Below are 19825 nucleotides of genomic sequence, written 5' to 3'. Positions count from 1 at the left end.
GAGAAATCCGCCGATCAGACATCCGAACTTGCCTCCGGTCCGGCCTTGGGCGAAATTGCCGCCACGGGACCCCGCCGCGGGAGAATGGGAGCAATAGCTTGTCGCTGAGCCGCGTAACGCATCCGCCAGAGGACGCTCGCGGCGAGCATTTCGGCGTCCGGATCGAAGGCTTTGGCGTCGGCACCTGGGATCTCGATCTCAGGACGCGCGACCTGGAGTGGTCGGAAACCGCGAGAATGCTGCTCGGCATCGAACGGAATCAACCGGCGAGCTATGAACTCCTTCTCTCGCGCCTCGGTCCCGCGGACCGCGCGCGCCTGGAGAGCGCGATCGAGCATGTCGTCGACCACGGCGGCGGCTTCGACGTATCCTTCAGAGTTGCCAATGCCTCAGGCCTGGGGCGCTGGATTCGCGCCCGGGCAGGTCTCATCCGGGACGACGCCGGTGCCGCCCGCCATCTCAGCGGCATCTTTCTCGACGTCAACGAGGAGAAACAGGTTGAGGAGGCACTGCGCACCCGCGAGACTCACCTCCAGTCGATCCTCCAGACCATTCCCGATGCAATGATCGTCATCGACGGCCACGGCATCATCGAGCTCTTCAGCACGGCGGCCGAGCGCCTGTTCGGCTGGCCCGAGCAGGAGGCCATCGGCCAGAACGTCAGCATCCTGATGCCTGAGCCCGACTGCACCCGCCACGACGGCTACATCGCGCGCTACCGCACCACCGGAGATCCGCATATCATCGGCATCGGGCGTATCGTGACAGGCAAGCGCCGCGACGGAACCACCTTTCCGATGCATCTGGCGATCGGCGAGATGCAGGCGGGCGCCGAGCCTTATTTCACCGGATTCATCCGCGACCTCACCGAGCATCAACAGACCCAGGCGCGGCTCCAGGAATTGCAGTCCGAGCTCGTCCATGTCTCGCGGCTGACCGCGATGGGCGAGATGGCCTCTGCGCTCGCCCACGAGCTCAACCAGCCGCTGGCGGCGATCAGCAATTATATGAAGGGCTCGCGACGGCTGCTCGCCGGCAGCAGCGATCCGAACACACGGAAGATCGAAAGCGCGCTGGACCGCGCCGCCGAACAGGCGTTGCGCGCCGGCCAGATCATCCGGCGCTTACGCGACTTCGTGTCTCGCGGCGAGTCCGAGAAGCGGGTCGAGAGCCTGTCCAAGCTGATCGAGGAAGCCGGCGCGCTTGGGCTTGCCGGCGCCCGCGAGCAGAACGTGCAGCTCCGCTTCAATCTCGATCCGGACGCCGATCTCGTCCTCGCCGACCGGGTGCAGATCCAGCAAGTCCTGGTCAATCTGTTTCGCAATGCGCTGGAAGCGATGGCGCAGTCGCCGCGGCGCGAGCTCGTTATTGCCAACAGCCGCATCGCCGATGATGTGATCGAAGTGGAGGTGTCCGACAGCGGGTCCGGCTTCCAGCGCGATGTCATTTCAAACCTGTTTCAGACCTTCTTCACCACCAAGGAGACCGGCATGGGCGTGGGACTGTCCATCAGCCGCTCCATCATCGAGGCTCACGGCGGCCGCATGTGGGCCGAGAGCAACGCATCGGGTGGCGCAACATTCCGCTTCACCCTCCCGGCAGCCGACGAGAACTGATTCATGACAACCAAGGGACATGTCTACGTCATCGACGACGACGAGGCGATGCGGGACTCGCTGAACTTCCTGCTGGATTCCTGCGGCTTCGGCGTCACCCTATTCGACAATGCGCAAGGCTTCCTCGGCGCCCTGCCCGGCCTCGCCTTCGGCTGCGTAGTCTCGGACATCCGCATGCCGGGCGTTGACGGAATCGAGCTTCTCAAGTGCATGAAGGCGCAGCACAGTCCGTTCCCGATCGTGATCATGACCGGTCACGGCGACGTGCCGCTCGCAGTCGAAGCGATGAAGCTTGGTGCGGTCGACTTCCTGGAAAAGCCGTTCGAGGACGACCGCCTCGTCACCATGATCGAGGCCGCGATCCGCCGGGCCGAACCGGTCGCCAAGAACGAGGCTATCGCGCAGGATATGGCCGCCCGTGTGGCCTCGTTGAGCCCGCGCGAGCACCAGATCATGGAGGGGCTGATCGCAGGTCTCTCCAATAAGCTGATCGCCCGCGAATACGACATCAGCCCGCGCACGATCGAGGTCTACCGGGCCAATGTGATGACCAAGATGCAGGCCAACAGCCTCTCGGAACTGGTCCGGCTGGCGATGCGCGCCGGCATGCTGAAGGATTGAGGCAGGTCAAGGCACGTGTGCGGGCCTGTGGTAGCCACGCAGGCATGATCGAGATCGGCTCGCCCCATCAGCGGCCCCCAGGCGCATCGGCAAAGCCCACCGTCTACGTGGTCGACGACGATGCCGCTGTGCTGGGATCCCTGCGCTTCCTGCTGGAAACCGAGGGCTTTGCCGTGCGGACCTTCAGGAGCGCTCCGGCGCTGCTCAATGCGACGACCCCGCCCGGCGCGGACTGCTACGTGATCGACTACAAGATGCCTGACATCAATGGCATCGAGTTGGCCTGGCGGCTGCGCCAATCCGACGCCGACAGGCCCGTGATCCTGATCACCGGCTATCCCGACGGAAATATCTCGGTAAAAGCAGCGGCGGCAGGGATCACGGACGTGATTTTGAAGCCGCTCCTCGATGAAAACCTGGCGAAATGCATCCGCCACGCCATCCAGGACAGGCGCGGCCACTGACCTACGGGATTCTCCGTAGGTAAACCTCCTTAAGATATCGCTCGAAATTTCCGGATCGCGCGATCCCGCGTACCAATGCACCATCACAACGGAGATGGCGCAGATGCTGACCCAGACGCTCAAGACCCAGGCGATTAAGACGCAAATCGGCGGTAAGATCGCTCCCGCGCGTTCCGTTTCCGAACAATTCGGCGCGATCGCCGGACATGCCGGCCTCGTTGCCACCGAGTTCTCTTATCGCAAGGACGAGGAGATCTATGGCGGGGATGAGCCCGCCGAATATGTCTATCAGGTCGTCTCCGGCGCGGTGCGCAGCTACAAGCTGCTCTCCGACGGCCGCCGTCAGATCGGCGCGTTCCATCTTCCCGGTGACGTGTTCGGCCTCGAACCCGGCCAGACGCATCGCCTTGCGGCCGAAGCGATTATCGCTACCAGCGTACGCCTCGTGGAGCGAGCCAGCCTCGAAAGGTCCGCCAGCACCGACGTACAGGTCGCGCGCAAGCTCTGGGTCATGACGGCGGGCGAGCTGCGTCACGCCGAAGATCACATGTTGCTGCTGGGGCGCAAGACGGCGATGGAGCGTGTTGCAACCTTCCTGCTCGAAATGGATCGCCGCCTCGCCGTCGCCGGCATGATGGCACTGCCGATGTGTCGGCGCGATATCGGCGACTATCTCGGCCTCACGCTCGAGACCGTGTCGCGCGCGCTCTCGCAGCTTCACGCAAAGCGCATACTCGGCTTCTCCGGCGCCCGCCAGATCGTACTGCGCAACCGCCAGCGCCTGCACAATCTCGATGCCTGATCGCTTTCACCCGGCCGCGTTTCTCCTCTCCGACTTGGCCCGCCGAACGCATTTCGGCGGGCCTTTCTTGCCGCAATCAAGCCGCGGGCTGCGTTTCCGGCCAAGAGGATCAGAGTTGCCAAAACGTGTGCCAACTGCTGCGGCGGAGTTGAAGCCCAAAACGACCAAACCGGTTCGACCTCTCCCATCAGGTTGTGGCCTAGCAGCCGGCCTGACGTTACGGTGCGCGCAGGCGAATGCGGCGCGGATGTTGACGTCCTCTAGATCATCCTGATTTTCGCGGTACTGGGCCTGCTGGCAGCTCTCGCACCAGTGACGCTGGTCTGGTTCTCAGTCCGGGTCCTTCAATGCCGAATCCTGAAGACAGCTTTGTCGAGCCCGCCGCAATCTCCCCTACAAGGCCGACTGGACGAGAGATGGGACCCTCGGCTTGGACCGACTTTCCGCCGCAAGACGCTACGGGGGTCCGATCAAGTAGCCTTGCATCTCATCAGAGCGCGCCTGGACAAGGAGCGACATTTGGACCTTCGTTTCGATCCCTTCAGCAAGCACCGGCACGCCAAGTCCCTGAGCGAGCCGATGACAGCGCGAACGATGGCCAACGATCGCTCGTTCTGTCCAAGCGAGCCAACGAATGCCCGATAGATCTTGATCCAGTCGAGAGGGAAGGCCTCGATGGTAGGACAACGAGGAATACCCGGTCCCGAAGTCGTCCAGCGCGATCAGGATGCCGAAGCTCTTGAGCGATTGCATCGTCTTCTTCGCGCGCAAGACATCCTCGATCAGCACGCCTTCGGTGATCTCGAGCTCGAGGCCGGCCAGCGACAGCCCGCTTTCGCCCAGCGCCTTTCGGACTTGCGCATCGAGGTTCTCCCTGCGGAATTGCGCGGCCGAGACGTTGACGGCGATCTCAAGAGTCGGTTCCACGACGCGGCCTCACGGCAAGCTTCCATCAGCACCCGGTCGTCAATCTGGGCAATCGAACAGCCTCAGAGCGCCGCTCACGCCGCTTAAGCGCGATCAGCCTACCGCCAAAAAGGCCTTGCCCGCTCAGGCATGTCGAGGGGATATCGCATGACAGAACTGTCGGGTGGGACGCGCTTTTTGAAGCCAAGCGACCGGGGCGGAAAGTTCCGGCAGGCGATCGCCCATGGAAACAAAGCCATTACGGATCGGTCCGTCACTTGGGGCTTCTCGGAGAGAGCCGATCCGCTCACCATCCCTCCAAGGCGAACGCGAGCGAGCGTTTCGCCCAGAACAAGGCGAGAGGGCCGCTCGGCGGAGCACAACCAGGACACAGAAAGCGAGGCCGTCGGAGGTGGTACCAGGGGGTGGCGCGATGAATATCGCAACCGCCCGGCCAAGGTCTTCGGCGGGATAGCGACGCTGTGGCCCTGCCGGCAATCGTCAAAACACCCAGAAGCCCGCAAGGCAACCCCGGTGAACTTACCTAGACAACTGGTCTCCACGAGGTCCTAACTGGTTCTGCACGATATGACCAGTGTTGAATGTCGCTCGCAACCGAGACTAACCTGGAATCTGCACCGGCAGTGCGGAATAACCGTGCACAAAATTGGATTGAACTCGCTCCGGTTCGCCGACCACCTTTACCTCCAGAGATCGCTTCAGCATCTCCTGCCACAGGATTTTCAGCTGCAGCTCTGCAAGATGCCTACCCATGCAACGATGAATCCCAAAGCCAAAAGAGAGATGTTGCCGTACATGTTCTCGATCGATGATGAAGCTGTTGGGGCTAGCAATAACGTCGTCGTCTCGGTTGCCAGAGATGTACCACATCACAACTTTATCGCCTCGCCTGATTTGCTTGTGCCCTATCGTGAAATCGTCCACAGCGGTCCGGCGCATATGCGCGATAGGCGTTTGGTATCGTATAATCTCGGATACCGCCCCCGGCACTAGCGAAGCATCATCGCGGAGTTTTCGCAGTTGGGACGGATTTTGACTCATGAACAAGACGCCACCGGTAATTGAGTTGCGCGTAGTATCGTTACCTCCAACAATCAGCAGAATGAGGTTGCCCAGGAACTCACATGGCTCCATGTTTCGGGTCGCCGGTGAATGCGCCATCATAGAGATTAGGTCAGCGCGCGGCTCGGATTTTGCCCGTTCGCTCCAAAGCCGTGTGAAATAGTCCAAGCACTCGGACAGCACCGCCTTTCGCTTTTCCCAGCTGTCGATCTGGTGGCCCATTTGTGGACTCAAGGCGGCTACGTCCGACCAGTAGGTCAGCAGCCGTCGATCTTGAAATGGAAAGTCGAACAGCGTGGCCAGCATTTGGGTCGTCAACTCGATGGAGACTCTATCGACCCAGTTGAAGGTATCATTGCGCGGCAAACCGTCCAAGATCTTCTGAACCCGCGAGCGGATCAAGCCTTCAAGCTTCGCCAGGTTCTCCGATGCTGCGATCGGACTGACAGTCTTACGCTGCTGAGCATGGACAGGAGGACTCATCTTAATAAAACTGGGAGTCCAATACTTCTGCGGCGGGTCCACAATTGTGACGCTTCGCTCTGACGAGAATATTGTGTGATTTGAATCCACGGCTACGATGTCGCGGTATTTTGTTATCGACCAATATGGACCGTACGGGCTGTCTTCGCAATAATGGACGGGATCTTCCCTTCGCAGCCGCTCGAAACAAGGCCAAACGGTATCATCTTCAAAGCGCTTGGGCTCGCTTACATCAAGGCGGCTCAGCGGGATGTCAGCCTCCTCGCAAGCGTTCTCTGCCGATAAGTCTGTCATGATTGTCTCGCGGACATTGGCGTGCAATTTTGAAAGCTCGGCTCATGCGCTATTTGCACTCGCATGGAAGCTCGGTCGAAACACAACGAGCTGGGCCCTCCAGTAACAATGTGTGACGCATGTCCATGGCTGGGCTTCGCGAGAGCTCGCACAATCGTCAGAACTCTGAAATTATCTTACGGCCTAAGTTACTTGGGAACTTGGTTCGGCCCCCGTCGATAAAGATAGTGGAAAGGCGAGCGAAGCTCCCCTATCAAGATTGGGGAGGCGCGCGAACTCGCTTTTGTGGTAGTCAACATCAGGACGCAAGCACTCGCCGCGATGGCACCCAGCGGCACGCCCGGTTGCCACTCGACTACTTATATTGCGCGAGCAGATGGGACCCTAATCACGGTAGGGACTAAGAAGAGAGCGCGGTTTGCCAAGGACACTCGTTTTTCCTTCACTCGCGATGCGGGCTTTCGTAGAATGAATGAACAGGAGACCAAACCGGCGATCGTGCGCGAGCCGGACGAAGAGTAAACTAACCTGACGTCACAACTGGCACTAAAGTAGCGTCCATGCGCTGGAATAAAAGAGAATTGGCACAGCTGGAAAAGCTCTGGGCCGCGGGACAGAGTGCCGCGCAGATCGCGCGTCATCTCGAGTGCAGTCGCAACGCAGTTTGCGGCAGGCTAGCTCGGTTGGGCCTCACTCGAGGTCACAAGCCACCAACAGCAAAACCCAAGATTAGACCCGCCCCGAAGCGAGGGCCGACGGCGATGGCGGCTGGTCGCGATTGCGTCGGAACGAAGCTGTCGCAAAAGGCGCTAGATAGCCAGCCTCAGGAAATGAGCAAGCGGCAGCTTTACGCGATGCTAGCTGAGGCAGTCAGGAATACCGCGTAGAACTATCAGGCGCGCCGCGATCTCCCGGGCTATGCGCCGTACTTGGTCCATCCGGACGATTTGCTTGTTGGTTTGCGCGCTTTGTGGCTATGGGACGAACAGTGGCGTCGAGTAGAATGTTCGCGGCGGAGGCTCGATCGTAGGTCAAGTCATCCAATCTCAAGAGGCTGGATGCACTGAATTAGAAGAAGAATGCGTTCTGGTTCTTGAGCCTGTTTTCGGTTATGCGTCTTCGGGGAAGCGCCCGACGTCCTGGTTTGCGCCGTGTTTGGAAGTTTCTGCACACGCCGTGCCCGACGAAGTACACGAGCTCGGGTGAAGCCGCTTGACCGTGAGCCTGTCCCGATGGAACCTCCGACAGGTACCGCCCCGGCATCGGTGACAAGCTCAGCCTTGGAGCAACTTCACGGACCGCCGAGCTCTCGAGATATTGTCTGACGTCGGTCAAAATAGACTCCTGCAGTGCCCAGACACACGAAGACGACCACCACCCACCATAGGTGCCTTGACGATCTGTGCAAAACCGGTGGCAAGTCTGAAACGGCTGTTCAATTGCATCGATCACTTCTCGCTCGCCTACCCGGCTCATTACTTTTTCCATACCAACTGCGAGAACACACTCACGCCAACAGCCGTGGCGCCGCGCGACACCGACGATCCTCGCATTGGTGAAGTTCGACTACGTACCGGGATGTCCCGAGCCGGCGCAGGATCCCTGGGTAAATGGGGAATACGCCAGGCAGAAGTCAACTACCAAACCTTGTCAGTTGATGAACATTGCGAGGCGACGTATCAATTTTGATCGATGGACCTCGCACGAGTCAGTTCGTGGAGCAGTTCGAGCTCTAGCAGCGTCAACGGCCCCGGTGGATGTCTCGTTGGCGAAGGTCGGAGATTAGCGAAGCGGAGTTGAATCTGGGGCCTCGCCGTGGCCGTGTTGATTCGAGTATCTCGCCTGCAGCAGTTGTTCTCTGTCTTCGAGAGGAACGGCTTGCTATCCCACACCGCGTTTCGTCAGCGGATCGGCCGTCACGCAAGCTTCCAATTGTCTAGCGATATTCCGGACTACTGTCGGCAAAAAGGAATGCAAAAGACTCCGCTTGCGACCACAAACTTCGTAAACATAGGATAACAATCGTTGCAGACCTCGGTCCTGGAAAAGTATTGCGATGCTCGCCTTCCTTGGTACACCATCTATCCAACTGTAGCCCAGTTCTCCACGGTGGTCGGCGCCGAAGCCTCTGAGAAATGGCTGCAGCGCCTGCCGGTTAATGAGTCCGTGTCGCTCTATTTCCACGTTCCGTTCTGTCGATCGATTTGCTGGTATTGCGGCTTCGCTCGAAGCATCACTCGCCGGGATTCACCCATCCGAGAATATTTGGCGGTTCTTCGTAAGGAGATCGAGTTGGTCGCGGCGCAGGTGCCGCAACGGCTGCCTGTGAGCGACGTGCACTTCGGCGGTGGAACGCCGACCCTCATCGAGCCCGCGCAGTTCGGGGCACTGATGGAACTTCTGCGCCGCCGCTTTGCGGTTTCGAAAACGGCCGCCATCGCTGTTGAGATCGACCCGCGCACGTTCACGCTCGCCACATCCGAAGCGTTAGCGGCTGCCGGCGTGAACCGCGCGAGCCTGGGCGTCCAGAGCTTCGATCCAATTGTTCAAAAGGCCATTAACCGCGTTCAGAGTGAGGCACAAACAGAGCGCGCTGTCGAAATGCTGCGGCAGCATGGAGTAATGCGCATCAACTTCGACCTCATCTACGGTCTGCCAAATCAGACGGTGCAGTCCTGCGTTCAGACCGCGACTACGGCGGTGGCCATGCGACCAGACCGGCTTGCGGTATTCGGCTACGCGCACGTTCCTTCCTTTAAGAAGAATCAGCGCCTGATCGACGAGGCAGCGCTGCCAGACAGCCCTGCCCGTGCAGAACAGGCCGCGGCAATGGCCAATACACTGATTGCTGCGGGCTACCGCCAAATCGGACTTGACCATTTCGCCTTGCCGGACGATGAGCTCGCGCTGGCGCAGAAAGCCGGTCGCCTGCGGCGGAACTCACTGGGTTACTCGGCCGACACCTGCCATAAAGTCATCGGTTTCGGCCCGTCGGCCATCGGCCGAGTTGGCGATGGTTACGTCCAGAATGAAGTTGCAGCGGGTTCTTACAGCGGCCAAATCAAAGCCGGCCGTCTGGCGACGTCAAAGGGCTACTGTCTCAGCCTCGAAGACCGCGTCCGGGCCGCAATCATCGAGCGGCTGATGTGCGATTTCGAGGTCGACGTGCCGGCAATTTGCATTGCTCATGGATTTGACCCGGTCCCGTTCCTCGGTTCACCCGAACGCTTGGCAATGCTCGCCGAGGATGGGATCGTGGAGGTGGACAAGGGATTCATCCGCGTGAGGCAGGAGCATCGTTTTCTAACTCGCGCTGTGGCCGCCGCATTCGATGCTTATCTCGGCGCGCCGCTCTGTTAAGGCCAGCCAAGGAGCGCTGATCGTATGAATGCATTACCTTCCGTTACGCGCCCAGAAGCCCGGGTAACGAGTTTCGCTCACCTGGTGCACTCACGTACAGCGCCAAATTCGTAAAGGACGCCGTGCGCAGCTGTGCGACGAGAGCCGGCCCGGCCCTAGCCGCGAAGTCAGCTAGGCGAGTTGCTGCCGGGAATTGGACGCCCCCGACTGCAACGCAGTCCGCTCAAGCGGCGTGACCGACAAAGTTCATCACATCACCACCATTGCCCGTGTGGCCGCGGACCTCGACCAGGACGACGACTGGCTGCGGGACGTCGCCAACAAAATGGCGATCGCTTCATTTGGGTCTACCGCGTCGGAGAAGATGAGATGTAGGCGTTCAGCGACTCTTTCAATTACCCATAATCTTTGCCTCGATCGCGGCTCCCAGTTCGATGTCAGTCAGCCGCGATAGTCCGCGCCAGATCACGGTATTTCCTGGAGGCGGATCGTTGGCTCGGGCCAAATATCCTCCGAGCCGCGCGATCTTGACGACATAGTGCGAGAGCGTGCTTCGTCGAGGGCGATCGCCACCCCTGTCTTTCACCAAATGATCGAGAAGCCTGAGTTCGGGATCTGTCAGCGCCATCTGCGGTAGGGCATTCGGCGAGGAACGATTGAGCATCGTCATCCAGAAGACGCGCCAACTTACAATGCAAAAAACAGCGATCAGATTGACCAGACGCTCAGCGGTTCGCAATTTCGAGTCCTCGGCCTTGCAGCCTGATTTGAGGACCTTATGGAAGACTTCGATCTTCCACCTCAACGCGTACCATTCGATCTTCTCGACGGCGTCCTTGCGCGATTGGACCGAGAGATCGGTGAGGAGCTTCCACTCGATTTTCTTTCGCCGCTTCGGCGTTCCCCGCTCTTGAGCATGGATCACGGTCAGAGTGAGTGCGGGATATTTCTTCTGCTTACCGATCGGCGGCAGAATTCGAAGCTTGCGGAAACGAATTTCGAGAAGCGCTTCATCCGGATCGCCTTTGTCGTCCTTGACCTTGATCCGATGTAGGCCTTTGACCGTAACCTCGTCCATTTCGTCGGCAATTGTATGATTGCCGTCCCCGGCAAGCCGATCAACACAGGTTCGTACCAAGAAGTGTGTTCCAACCTCCTCGGCCAGGCAAAACAGCTCATAGATATCGCTCTCGCGATCACCAATATGAACGCATCGTCCAGGGGTAGCGAGAAGGTCGGTCGATTGCCGTAAATTCTCCAGCCAGCGGATACTCTCCTTCTGCTCGATCGGAACACGCGTCGGATTGATCTTCCGCTTCAGCGCCGTCGTCCCCTTGAACTTCTTGCGCGTCCAAAACTTAATTGCCGCCAGTCCGAGCGGAAGCCCCTCGGTCGTCACGGCGAGGCTCGAATGCATCAGGATGCCGCACTGTGTGCGCCCTGCCGTCTTGCGCGTAAAGCCAATCAAATCCGGCTTCTCGCGCTTGAAGCTGAATTCCGTCGTGTCATGGAGAACGAGGATCGGTCCCTTCGTCGCCGTTACGCGCCCGCGCGTCGCCTCGAAATGACCGCAAAGAATATCCGCCTCGTTGACCCGTGCGTTGGAGAAGAAGCGATAGGCGGCCTTCGTGTTGGCCCAGTCCTGACAAACCAGCGGGATGCTTTGTCCCATGTCGCTCCCGATTTGGGCGAGCAGTTTGCAGAACCGGCGGCCAAGCCGCTCATCCTTAAACTCGCATCCCGCAGCTTCCCGATCAACCCACGTCTCAATACCGGTCGTCAATCGCTGAGCACGCGCCTCCGCGCGTTCCTTCACCAAGCCCATCGAGCACCCCACGCCTCCGAATCAGGTGCTCAACAACGAATCACAACAGATTCTTCCGATTCAAGATTTCGCCTGCGGCGCGGCGTTCAAATCCGGCGTCAAATGTGGGTAATTGAAAGTCAGCGACTTCGGTATCGAAAACCTGATCGAGCTCGTCCGGATGTACGAGGATGTTTCGACCTCCTCAAGCGCTGGCAGCCCGGGATACCGCAATCAGCCTGCGGTCTACGCTGGATACGAACTCCCAGCAAAGAGGAGCGCTTCGTGGTGATGCACGACGGATCCTATTGATGTGCATGGTCGCCGCTCGACCGGAATCGCTACGGATCGCTGCGTGCAATCCAGAGCAGCAGCTGGTCGACGCGATGAGCTAGACCAAAGAGCACAAAAGGACCGGCGCCGGCGCGACACGGCGCCAACGATAATCGAGCACCACAGTTAGAACCGGATCCCGCGGGATCGAAACAAGTTTCCCGTAAGAGCCTCGCGCAACCGCAATCGAAGCGACCTTCCCGAATGGCACCCCTCGATGCTGCCATACCGGAGTTCGTCCCTGACGCCGGGACGGTCTCGCGCCGAGCGGCACGACAGATTCGCACAGCGAGGCCGACGTCCCGCGCCCGGTCAACCTACCAAACCTAGCAATTGATGGAGATGACGGACACATGCCAGTCAGTGCCGGTGAAACTCGCTCGGGCCACATCAAGGACGAAGTCGCGATGCGATATAGATCCGGTAACTCCAATCGAGCTGATGGATGTTCTGTCTGGTCCCGCAGCTATCAAAACGCCTCCAATCGCGCTCTCCATCTTCCCATGAGAGCCAATCAAGGCCTCGTGCCGGCCTCAGCGAGCTTACGGGCGTCAAAAGATGTTAGCCCCTTCTGCCCGCCTGTGCTTCATCCCATGGACCGAGCTGCGGGCGTTTCTAGGGTCCGGCGTGTTCTTATGCGAGCTCAGCTAGCGCGGCTCTCTGTTGAAGAACATCCTCGTGGCAGCGGATTTGTCGCGAGAATCCCTGGGCTCCGGCGCTGGCCGCCAATCTCTTGCCAGCGAACGTCACATCGAGCAGGCCACACCCCGTCTCGACACGGTGCAGCAGATGCTTGCACTCGATTAGCGATCGAGCGGCTGGGTTGCGTCGCGCTGGGTACCACCACGTTGGCCAAGCTGCGCCAGCAGTGGTGATAGCGCGGAAGGCTGAGCGGGTCTCGTTGGCATAGAGATGCCGCCTGGCCTCAAGCGTCACCTAGTCCGCCTTGAGCACTAGGATCCCGAACCGGTCTAGACCGTCAGATGGACGTGCACCTTATTCAAATCGACGGACGTGGAAATCACGATGCATTGTTGCGGTATAGCGCCAGTATCCATGCGGACATACTCGGCTGGCGAAGTTGCTTTCATCTCTCGACCAAGTGCGAAGTCAAGAGGGCGTATTCTCCTTTCCCTGATAGCTAGTCTCGCCTGCAGTTCGGCGGAGGCAGAACCTGGTGATATCTCTGGCCCTAGAAGTCACAGCCCCGATGAGCTCGCCGAAGCAAGAAGCCAAACAATCTCGAATCCGGCTGTAACCTTCCGAAGCGGCCGGCCCAAAGGAGCAGCGCGCCTTTCTGGGAACTCGCTGCCAAAAGCAGCTAGGTCTACCACAACGCGCGACAGTGCGGAGGTCACCGGCAAGAGCAGAAGTCAAAAGCAGATTGACCCATTCGCAAAATTCGAGAAGCTCCGCGAAAAAGGTGCGGCGTTCACTGGGCCTGGTCCTGCGGACACCATAGATCAGGATACAGCTTCTGTCAGATCCGAGCTTTCGGATCTCGGGATTGGATTCGCCGGCTGGACCCTAAACACGTTTGTCAACAATCAACTCGGTAATGCGACCAGAGGCACCATCGCCAATCAACAATATGTCGGCCAGAATCCGACATTTAGTACGGTCAACTCTATGATCGTGACCTATGACCTCGCTCGGTTTGGAATTCCCGACGGTCAGATCGTCGTGGGAGCCGAGCATCAATATTGGACATGGAAGAGCGCCGGGCCAGACCGACTGGGAATTAATGCAGTTTCCTACTATCAAACGTTCTTCGAAAGGAAGATCGAACTCAAAGTGGGTTACCTCAGGAACCAACATGAGTTTGCGGGTGCCGGAGAAAAAGTTTTTGGACCCTCGTCGAAGATGCTGTTCCAAGCAGGCATGAGCAACAATTGGGCGCCAACGCCGGCTTTTAATCTGAAGTACAATTTTGACGATCGCTTATATAACAAGCTCTCAATCCAGCGCTCGCTTAGTCCAGCCGGTCAATATACGCATGTAAGCGAAAATCCCACTGGCTTGAACTGGAGCACGCGCGACGCGGGCATTCTTTTACTTGATGAAGTTTGCTATAAGAACAAGCCTGCTCCCGGGGTACCCGAGACTTGGCTGCGGGCTGGCGCGGGCTTTAACAACAGCAGCTACACGGACCTACAGCATCCGACGCAACCGACAGCCAAGGCGAACAGCGTCTACTATGTAGCTGCGGATAGGCAATTCTGGCAGTCTGCCGTCCATGGCTCGGCATCTCGCGGAATCTATGGCGGGTTCTCTGCGATGTACGCTCCGCCTGACCTAAATAGGGCTAGTCAGTACTACGAGCTTCGCCTGTATGCGAAGGGCCTGTTTGACAGCCGGCCCACTGATCAGATGAGTCTTGTTGTCAACAACACCATCTGGAGCCATTTCGCGGTGGACGCTGCATTGGCGAAAGAGCAGCTGGCGCACCGGGACAGCACAGCAATTTCGGGACTGTATACGGCGCATCTGGCGCCCGGGATATATACAACCGTAGGACTGACGTACATCAATCACCCGACAAGCATTACCTACACGCCGCAAACAGGACACGCCCTGAATATATTGGTATCTACGTCGGTATTCTTCTAGGCTCTCAGGACTGCGCGGACCGTCATGTAGTCGATATCCCCACTCGCCCTTTTCAACGGTGTGGGCCACCCATCACGGCGATTTTGGTATCCGCTGTGCTCCTGACGCGAAGCCGGGTACCCCGTAGATTGAGCCGTGATATCCAACGTAGCATGCTGTTGGGAATGGTAGGTTAGAGCCTGCTGCTTCGGTCTACGAGCGATAGGCCGACATCGTACTTGCGCAAGAGCTATACCCTCCGGCCGCGGAATGATCTTCGATGCTCATTTGTTCAATTGAGTGCTGAGCTTGCGGCAGCGACATTGCTTTTGGATGATTGCTGGTGCAGTTCGTCAGACTCGCGTCCGAGCTCGTACTCTGCCATGACAAGCCGAAATCGTGCCCTCGGAGCTTAGTTCACGCCGAAGAGGTGTGGTAAGCGGAACCGCGACACAGGTGCCAAAGCTACCCAACTACGGCAATCGCTATATCTGTCCGACGGTCGTGGCGCTGGCCGAAAGGCGATGCGCGAGGTCGGCGGACACGTGCCCCCCTTCGGCGGCAAATCGACCGGACGCGGCCGGATGACTTGCCGCCACTCGAATGCTGACTCATTTTCGCCGGTCGAGACGAGCTTTAGCATCTTACTCCAGCAAGGAGGTCGCCTCCCGAGTCTGCGGCGCGTTAGCCCTCCCATCCAATTGCGCGTGGCGTTCTGCTGGGTTCCTTCTCTTCTCAAACATCTATTCGCGCGAACATGCGATAAGAGCAGTGCATTATCGGTGAATTTGCCGAGCCTTGCTAGGCAACCTTCGTGGACGGGTGCTTCGTCGTCTTGAGGCGCGTTACACTGCATCGACCGTCGACGCTGACGGGCGCGTCACCATCGATTGTGGCACGATGAACGACGCGATGCTGGTCACCGTAATCGTTGACCGCATAATGCTGCGTTGCGCGGTTATCCCAGATCGCGACATCGCCTTCTTTCCAGCTCCAACGTACGGTGTTTTCGGGTGCCGTGATATGAGACTGGAATAGATCAAACAGCTTCTGACCGTCGCGTTTTGGGATATCAATAAACCTTTGCACCAGATCGCCGAGCACCAGCGCGCGCTCGCTGGTCTCGGGATGTACACGGACCACCGGGTGCTCCGTCTCATAGATCGTTTTGGTAAAGACCTCATCAAAATGCTTCTGGTCGATTTCGCGAACACGGCAGGTCCCGGCGTAGTCGAAGGCGTTGCTGTGAACGGTCCAGAGTTCGTCGGCAAGCCGTTGGAGCGGCCGCGGCAGATCCAGATAGGCGGCCACAGCGTTTGACCAAATCGTATCGCCACCGGACGATGGGACCACAATGGCTCGCAGCACCGCAAGTCTAGGATACGCCGCGAGAAAGGTTCCATCGGCGTGCCATACATCAGCCCGGCTACCTCCGCGCGCGGAATCAAGCTCGATGATCGAGGTCGTTCCATTGATCGTACCGAGTGTCGGATGCGGCACCAGCCTTCCCAAACAAGCAGCAAAGCGCTCCTGCTCCGCGTCATCAAGATGCCCCTGATCACGGAAGAAGATCACCTTGTGTTCGAGCAGCAAGCTGTTGATCCCAGCGATAGTTTGGCTCGGTAAATCACCCGAGAGCGTGATATTTCTGATTTCAACACCGATGCGCGGTGCGCGCTTGACGACGTCGGTCAGTGGAATGACACTCTCGGTCGAAGCCGTTTGTTTCATTGCGAATTTTTCCAAGCTTTGCAGATTCTTCAAGCGGACAAGGGCGCGTGTGACTCGGTTTCGAAGGCGAGCCTCGCGCTACGGGTACTCTCGAGCAAGCACCATGCCAGTCGGAAAACGGAGCTGTGAACGTCCGTCAGGTACAGGATCGGATTCGAGTCAAACAGTTTGCCAGGAACTCGATGCCACCTCCACCCTCTTGCCAACGCCACCCGGGTTGGCGGCGAAAGGCATAGGGCACATAATCGACAAGAAATGTACCGCTCGGCACCCGAAGAGAAAGGCCATACGGTCCTCGTGCAACGTCGGGCAGCCAGCTGTGCGTGCTGTTCTCGTCCAGTATGCGCCCTCCGCTCAACAGTTTGCGGAAGTCGGCCAGTCTCGAGCCGCCTCTGCGAACGGGCCGTCACCGGCTCTCAAGGTGTCCGGGACCTGCCCTGGCCGTGATCACTGCCGAAACATCATCGGCTGGAAATGGAAGAGGAATAGATGACCTTGGAAGAGCTCCAAACGATGAACTACGGCTGAGGCGAAAGCCATTGATCCGCGGCACTGGGATCGCGATGTTCTCGATGCACAGACGCCCGAGCACGGCGAGGCAGATGTTCTGCACGGTCCGGCTCGGTTTGCTCAACAAGCCAAAGATATGTCCACTACCAGTCTTGATAGGTGTTTCAATGTTGTCAAAGTAGTTGCCCTCGATCAGTACTTGCACAGATGGTCCAGCATCCACTGCATGGAAGAATCCGCCGCTCTGTTGCGCATTCGTGTTGCGGAAGTAATTGCTAAGGAGATGAATAATAGCCTGCGCTCCGTCAATGTGCGGCGCCCGCCCTGAGATCTCATGGAAATAGTTATTTGCGATGGTGATCGTCTGCGGGACACCAAGAAACAGGAGATTCCAATGGTGCTCCCCGTTACAATAGGAGGAATAGGTATCGCTGCCATCGAAGTCGTTCCAGGAATCGTAATATTCGTCGTAGGGCCAAAACCGCCGGCAATCATCTGCCGCCCGATATTGTGAAATCGGTTGTGATCGATCCTAACCAGGTCGGCTCGTGCAATTGCAATAGCATCGCCGGCAAATATCACGCCTTGATTGATATCACTGATGGTCAGGTTGCGAATAACGACGTTGCTGACCCCATTTAGGCGTAGCCCCTTCCCTTTGATTGTAGCGCTCAGGCCAACGCCGATCACCGTCTTGTTTGAGCCAATCTCCAGCGGGCGCTTGCCGGCCCTGTCGAAGCCGACCAATGTCTTCTCCTTGCCATCGCAATGCGCATCGTTGCCGTCTATAAGGAGAAGGGACTCACTCTTGTAAGGTGCCGAACAAGCACGGCCGTATTGGCAACCCTGCCCCTCGCCTTTCCCTTCCGTACCTTTCCGGCTACCTGGATCTCGCGCGGACTATTGTCATTGCAGTGCCCGTAGCTGTACGAACGACACATACTTCAGAGCTTTGGTTGATCTGACCTGAACTACCTCGCCTCCAAGGCCGCCCGTCGCTGCAGAGCCAAAGCCCTTGAGGGCTTCCGATCGCACATTGTTCGATCCGAGCACGGAAGAGACGCCGACGACGACAGCAAGTCCACCGAGCACGCGCAACGACCGCTTGATGTGCTCATCGTGTCCTTCATAGGCATATGCTCTCTCTTACCCGGAAAATCCGCACGAGGACTTGAACTCTCGAACTGAAATGCTGAACTGGAATAGGCCATCAGCATGCGGCGTTAACGCGATCAGATCGTCCTCAATAAGGCAGGATCGGAAGATCGGAACCATGCTACGCAACAGCCGAAGTGTGCAGCCGCAGGCTGCGCGCCAGCTGTGATGGATCTGGGTAGCCATAGAGCCAATCACGGCCGATGAAAGCAGCGGTCGATGCTTCGAGGCCCCGTCAGCGGAATACTGTAGCGCGCAACACGTCTGGCCTGGGAGGATGGGCCGTCGCTCTTGACGTTTTGCTGGACCGGCGGGAGGCGCTTGAGCTCTTCGGCATTTTCGACCAGCACCAGAACGCGTGATGCATGATAATTCGCATCCGCGGGAAACAGATAGGCGGCGCGGCTGGGATCCTCGTCTTCCTGGATTGCACGTCGGATGTCAGGCCCCTTCTTCTGCGATATAGATGGGCCAGATTGGCCCCGTATGTCGCGTGCCAGACACATCACACGGACGGACGCCTCCTATCGATTTCATGACCGGCAATCATCACGCCGCCGGAATGGCTACGATTTCCTTGTTTTTGATTGTCTGTCCAGTGCCAGGGGCGGATCTAGCACAGCCAGTCACCGCCAACCTGCGACTCGCGGCGCTTCGAGCTGATGCGGCAGGGCTCAGCCGCAATTCTGGTCGTCCCCACTCACAGCCCTAAGGTGAAGCTGCTCATGTGCTGCAGTCATCGGCACGAAGAGCCGAATTCGTCTGCAAGCGGGCGCATAGAAGGCAACGGCTGACCAGCGTGCAAACGCACCCTCCGATGTGCACCTGCACCTTTGACGCATCATAGGTTTGCTGCCCCCAGGGCCTAGCGCGCGCGGAGGAATGAAACCACCCACCAAAACTGATCGTTTTTATGATCCAGCATGAGGTGTACCCCAGTCCGAATCATGAGTCGCCCGGCTTTCCCTCGGGCTGCCGGGGAGCTTCGTCGATGTACACGCCGCCCTCCTTCCAAGTTGTCGATATCACCGACGTTCATCGGACGATGCGCCAGGCACGCTCGGCGACACTGATCACCGCTACTCACGAAGGGCTTGTTGGAACGATGCTGCCCGTAGTACTCGACGAGCGCGAAGGCTCCATGGGCACGATTTACGCCCACGTGGCGCGTGCGAATCCGCAGTGGAAGCTGACACCGACTGGCGAGGCGATGGCCATTTTCGCTGGAGCGGAGGCCTATGTCAGCCCCTCCTGGTACGTGACCAAGCACGAGAGAGGCGAGGCCGTACCGACGTGGAACTATGTCGCTGTGCATGCGTACGGGCCGGTCGAATTCTTCGATGATGCCGATCGGCTGCGAACGGTGGTCACGCGGCTGACCGATGTGCATGAGCGCTCGGGCAAAGATCGCTGGGCGGTTTCTGACGCCCCTGCCGATTTCATCAAAACGGAGCTTAAGGGGATTGTCGGTCTGCGATTGCAAATTACACGGCTCGATGGCACGCGGAAGATGAGCCAGAACCGCAACGCGGCGGATCGCGCCGGCGTCATCGAAGGGTTATCGAAGAGCGACCGTGACGACGACCGTCGTGTGGCTCACCTCATTGCGAAAGGATGACGAACTCGCACGACGTATTGTGAACGACGCGGTATCACCTGGATTTTCTCCATATCCTCGACTGCTCTCCTTCTGCGCAGCGATGCGCCGGCGGCGGTCGGTTCCTGCTCGCCTCAGGCGCTTTTACAGAGCACAGAAAAACCATACACGACGCCATCGCTTGCGCGTCAGCTATTGCGAGCGGCAGCAGCGGCGCGAGGCCCCAAGCCAACTCCGGAGAAGAAGAGCGGTACACCGGTTGTAATCCGGGGCCTGCTTCGGCGGCGCATGACAGGAATGCTCTGCATTGAGATCGGATTGACGCCCTGCAAGTCTCAAGAGACTTGCAGGAAGCAGTCAAAGCGTCTTGAATCTGATTGAGCTGCTGCCGGTTTGATGGACACCAGGATTAGGTGTTTCATGAAGCCGGAGGTGGGCGATGAAGAGACGGAAGTTCAGTCGCGAGTTCAAGATCGA

15 protein-coding genes are annotated in these 19825 nt (G+C 58.5%); 10 read left to right on the top strand and 5 right to left on the bottom strand.

Translation table 11 applies throughout. The annotated features are described in order from the left end of the window. The first annotated feature begins 98 nt into the window (after positions 1-98). The 4 genes from fixL (at position 99) to IVA96_RS18425 (ending at position 3503) form a co-directional block, all read left to right on the top strand. Entirely contained in the window at positions 99-1616 is a 1518-nt protein-coding gene (gene fixL / locus IVA96_RS18440) for a sensor protein FixL (RefSeq protein WP_247418525.1), read from the top strand. 3 nt (positions 1617-1619) lie between these two features. Further along, positions 1620-2237, top strand: coding sequence for a response regulator FixJ (gene fixJ, locus IVA96_RS18435; protein ID WP_247342243.1), 618 nt, complete (start codon positions 1620-1622; stop codon positions 2235-2237). A gap of 44 nt (positions 2238-2281) precedes the next feature. Next, on the top strand, positions 2282-2701 hold the full coding sequence (locus IVA96_RS18430; protein ID WP_247278990.1) for a response regulator: 420 nt from the start codon (positions 2282-2284) through the stop codon (positions 2699-2701). A 103-nt stretch (positions 2702-2804) separates the two neighbouring features. Beyond that, positions 2805-3503 (top strand): helix-turn-helix domain-containing protein, encoded by a 699-nt coding sequence (locus IVA96_RS18425; RefSeq protein ID WP_247302468.1) that lies wholly within the window; start codon positions 2805-2807, stop codon positions 3501-3503. 456 nt (positions 3504-3959) lie between these two features. Here IVA96_RS18425 and IVA96_RS18420 read toward each other — a convergent pair whose 3' ends face one another. Both IVA96_RS18420 and IVA96_RS18415 read right to left on the bottom strand, forming a co-directional pair. Further along, on the bottom strand, positions 3960-4430 hold the full coding sequence (locus IVA96_RS18420) for an EAL domain-containing protein (RefSeq protein ID WP_247418524.1): 471 nt from the start codon (positions 4428-4430) through the stop codon (positions 3960-3962). Positions 4431-5030: 600 nt separating this feature from the next. Further along, positions 5031-6269 carry a cytochrome P450 gene (locus IVA96_RS18415; protein ID WP_247418523.1) on the bottom strand — a complete coding sequence of 413 codons (1239 nt, stop codon included), beginning with the start codon at positions 6267-6269 and terminating at the stop codon, positions 5031-5033. 560 nt (positions 6270-6829) lie between these two features. Here IVA96_RS18415 and IVA96_RS18410 point away from each other — a divergent pair. The 3 genes from IVA96_RS18410 to hemN all read left to right on the top strand — a co-directional run bounded on the left by IVA96_RS18410 (position 6830) and on the right by hemN (position 9629). Then, positions 6830-7156: a GcrA family cell cycle regulator gene (locus IVA96_RS18410; RefSeq protein WP_247418522.1), complete on the top strand. Its 327-nt coding sequence runs from the start codon at positions 6830-6832 to the stop codon at positions 7154-7156. A 505-nt stretch (positions 7157-7661) separates the two neighbouring features. Beyond that, positions 7662-7958 carry a hypothetical protein gene (locus tag IVA96_RS18405; RefSeq protein ID WP_247418521.1) on the top strand — a complete coding sequence of 99 codons (297 nt, stop codon included), beginning with the start codon at positions 7662-7664 and terminating at the stop codon, positions 7956-7958. Between the two features lie 336 nt (positions 7959-8294). Further along, on the top strand, positions 8295-9629 hold the full coding sequence (gene hemN / locus IVA96_RS18400; protein WP_247418520.1) for an oxygen-independent coproporphyrinogen III oxidase: 1335 nt from the start codon (positions 8295-8297) through the stop codon (positions 9627-9629). Positions 9630-10020: 391 nt separating this feature from the next. Here the strand turns inward: hemN and IVA96_RS18395 are convergent, their stop codons facing one another. Next, entirely contained in the window at positions 10021-11454 is a 1434-nt protein-coding gene (locus IVA96_RS18395; protein WP_247418519.1) for an IS4 family transposase, read from the bottom strand. A gap of 975 nt (positions 11455-12429) precedes the next feature. On the opposite strand from IVA96_RS18395, the gene IVA96_RS18390 reads away from it, so the two are divergent. Further along, entirely contained in the window at positions 12430-12573 is a 144-nt protein-coding gene (locus tag IVA96_RS18390) for a hypothetical protein (RefSeq protein WP_247333138.1), read from the top strand. Positions 12574-12822: 249 nt separating this feature from the next. Next, complete coding sequence (locus tag IVA96_RS18385) at positions 12823-14376, top strand: carbohydrate porin (protein WP_247418518.1); 1554 nt, start codon at positions 12823-12825, stop codon at positions 14374-14376. 780 nt (positions 14377-15156) lie between these two features. Here IVA96_RS18385 and IVA96_RS18380 read toward each other — a convergent pair. Both IVA96_RS18380 and IVA96_RS18375 read right to left on the bottom strand, forming a co-directional pair. Continuing rightward, positions 15157-16086, bottom strand: coding sequence for a TauD/TfdA family dioxygenase (locus IVA96_RS18380; RefSeq protein WP_247333277.1), 930 nt, complete (start codon positions 16084-16086; stop codon positions 15157-15159). 702 nt (positions 16087-16788) lie between these two features. Next, positions 16789-17343 (bottom strand): hypothetical protein, encoded by a 555-nt coding sequence (locus IVA96_RS18375; RefSeq protein ID WP_247333140.1) that lies wholly within the window; start codon positions 17341-17343, stop codon positions 16789-16791. 1399 nt (positions 17344-18742) lie between these two features. Between IVA96_RS18375 and IVA96_RS18370 the strand changes: the two genes are divergently transcribed. Then, positions 18743-19369, top strand: coding sequence for an FMN-binding negative transcriptional regulator (locus IVA96_RS18370; protein WP_247418517.1), 627 nt, complete (start codon positions 18743-18745; stop codon positions 19367-19369). Positions 19370-19825 lie beyond the last annotated feature (456 nt).

Source organism: Bradyrhizobium sp. 159, from assembly GCF_023073795.1.
In the GTDB taxonomy this organism is placed as follows: Bacteria; Pseudomonadota; Alphaproteobacteria; order Rhizobiales; family Xanthobacteraceae; genus Bradyrhizobium.
Note: the sequence above shows the minus strand (reverse complement) of the source record. Positions and strands in the feature narration are given on the sequence as shown.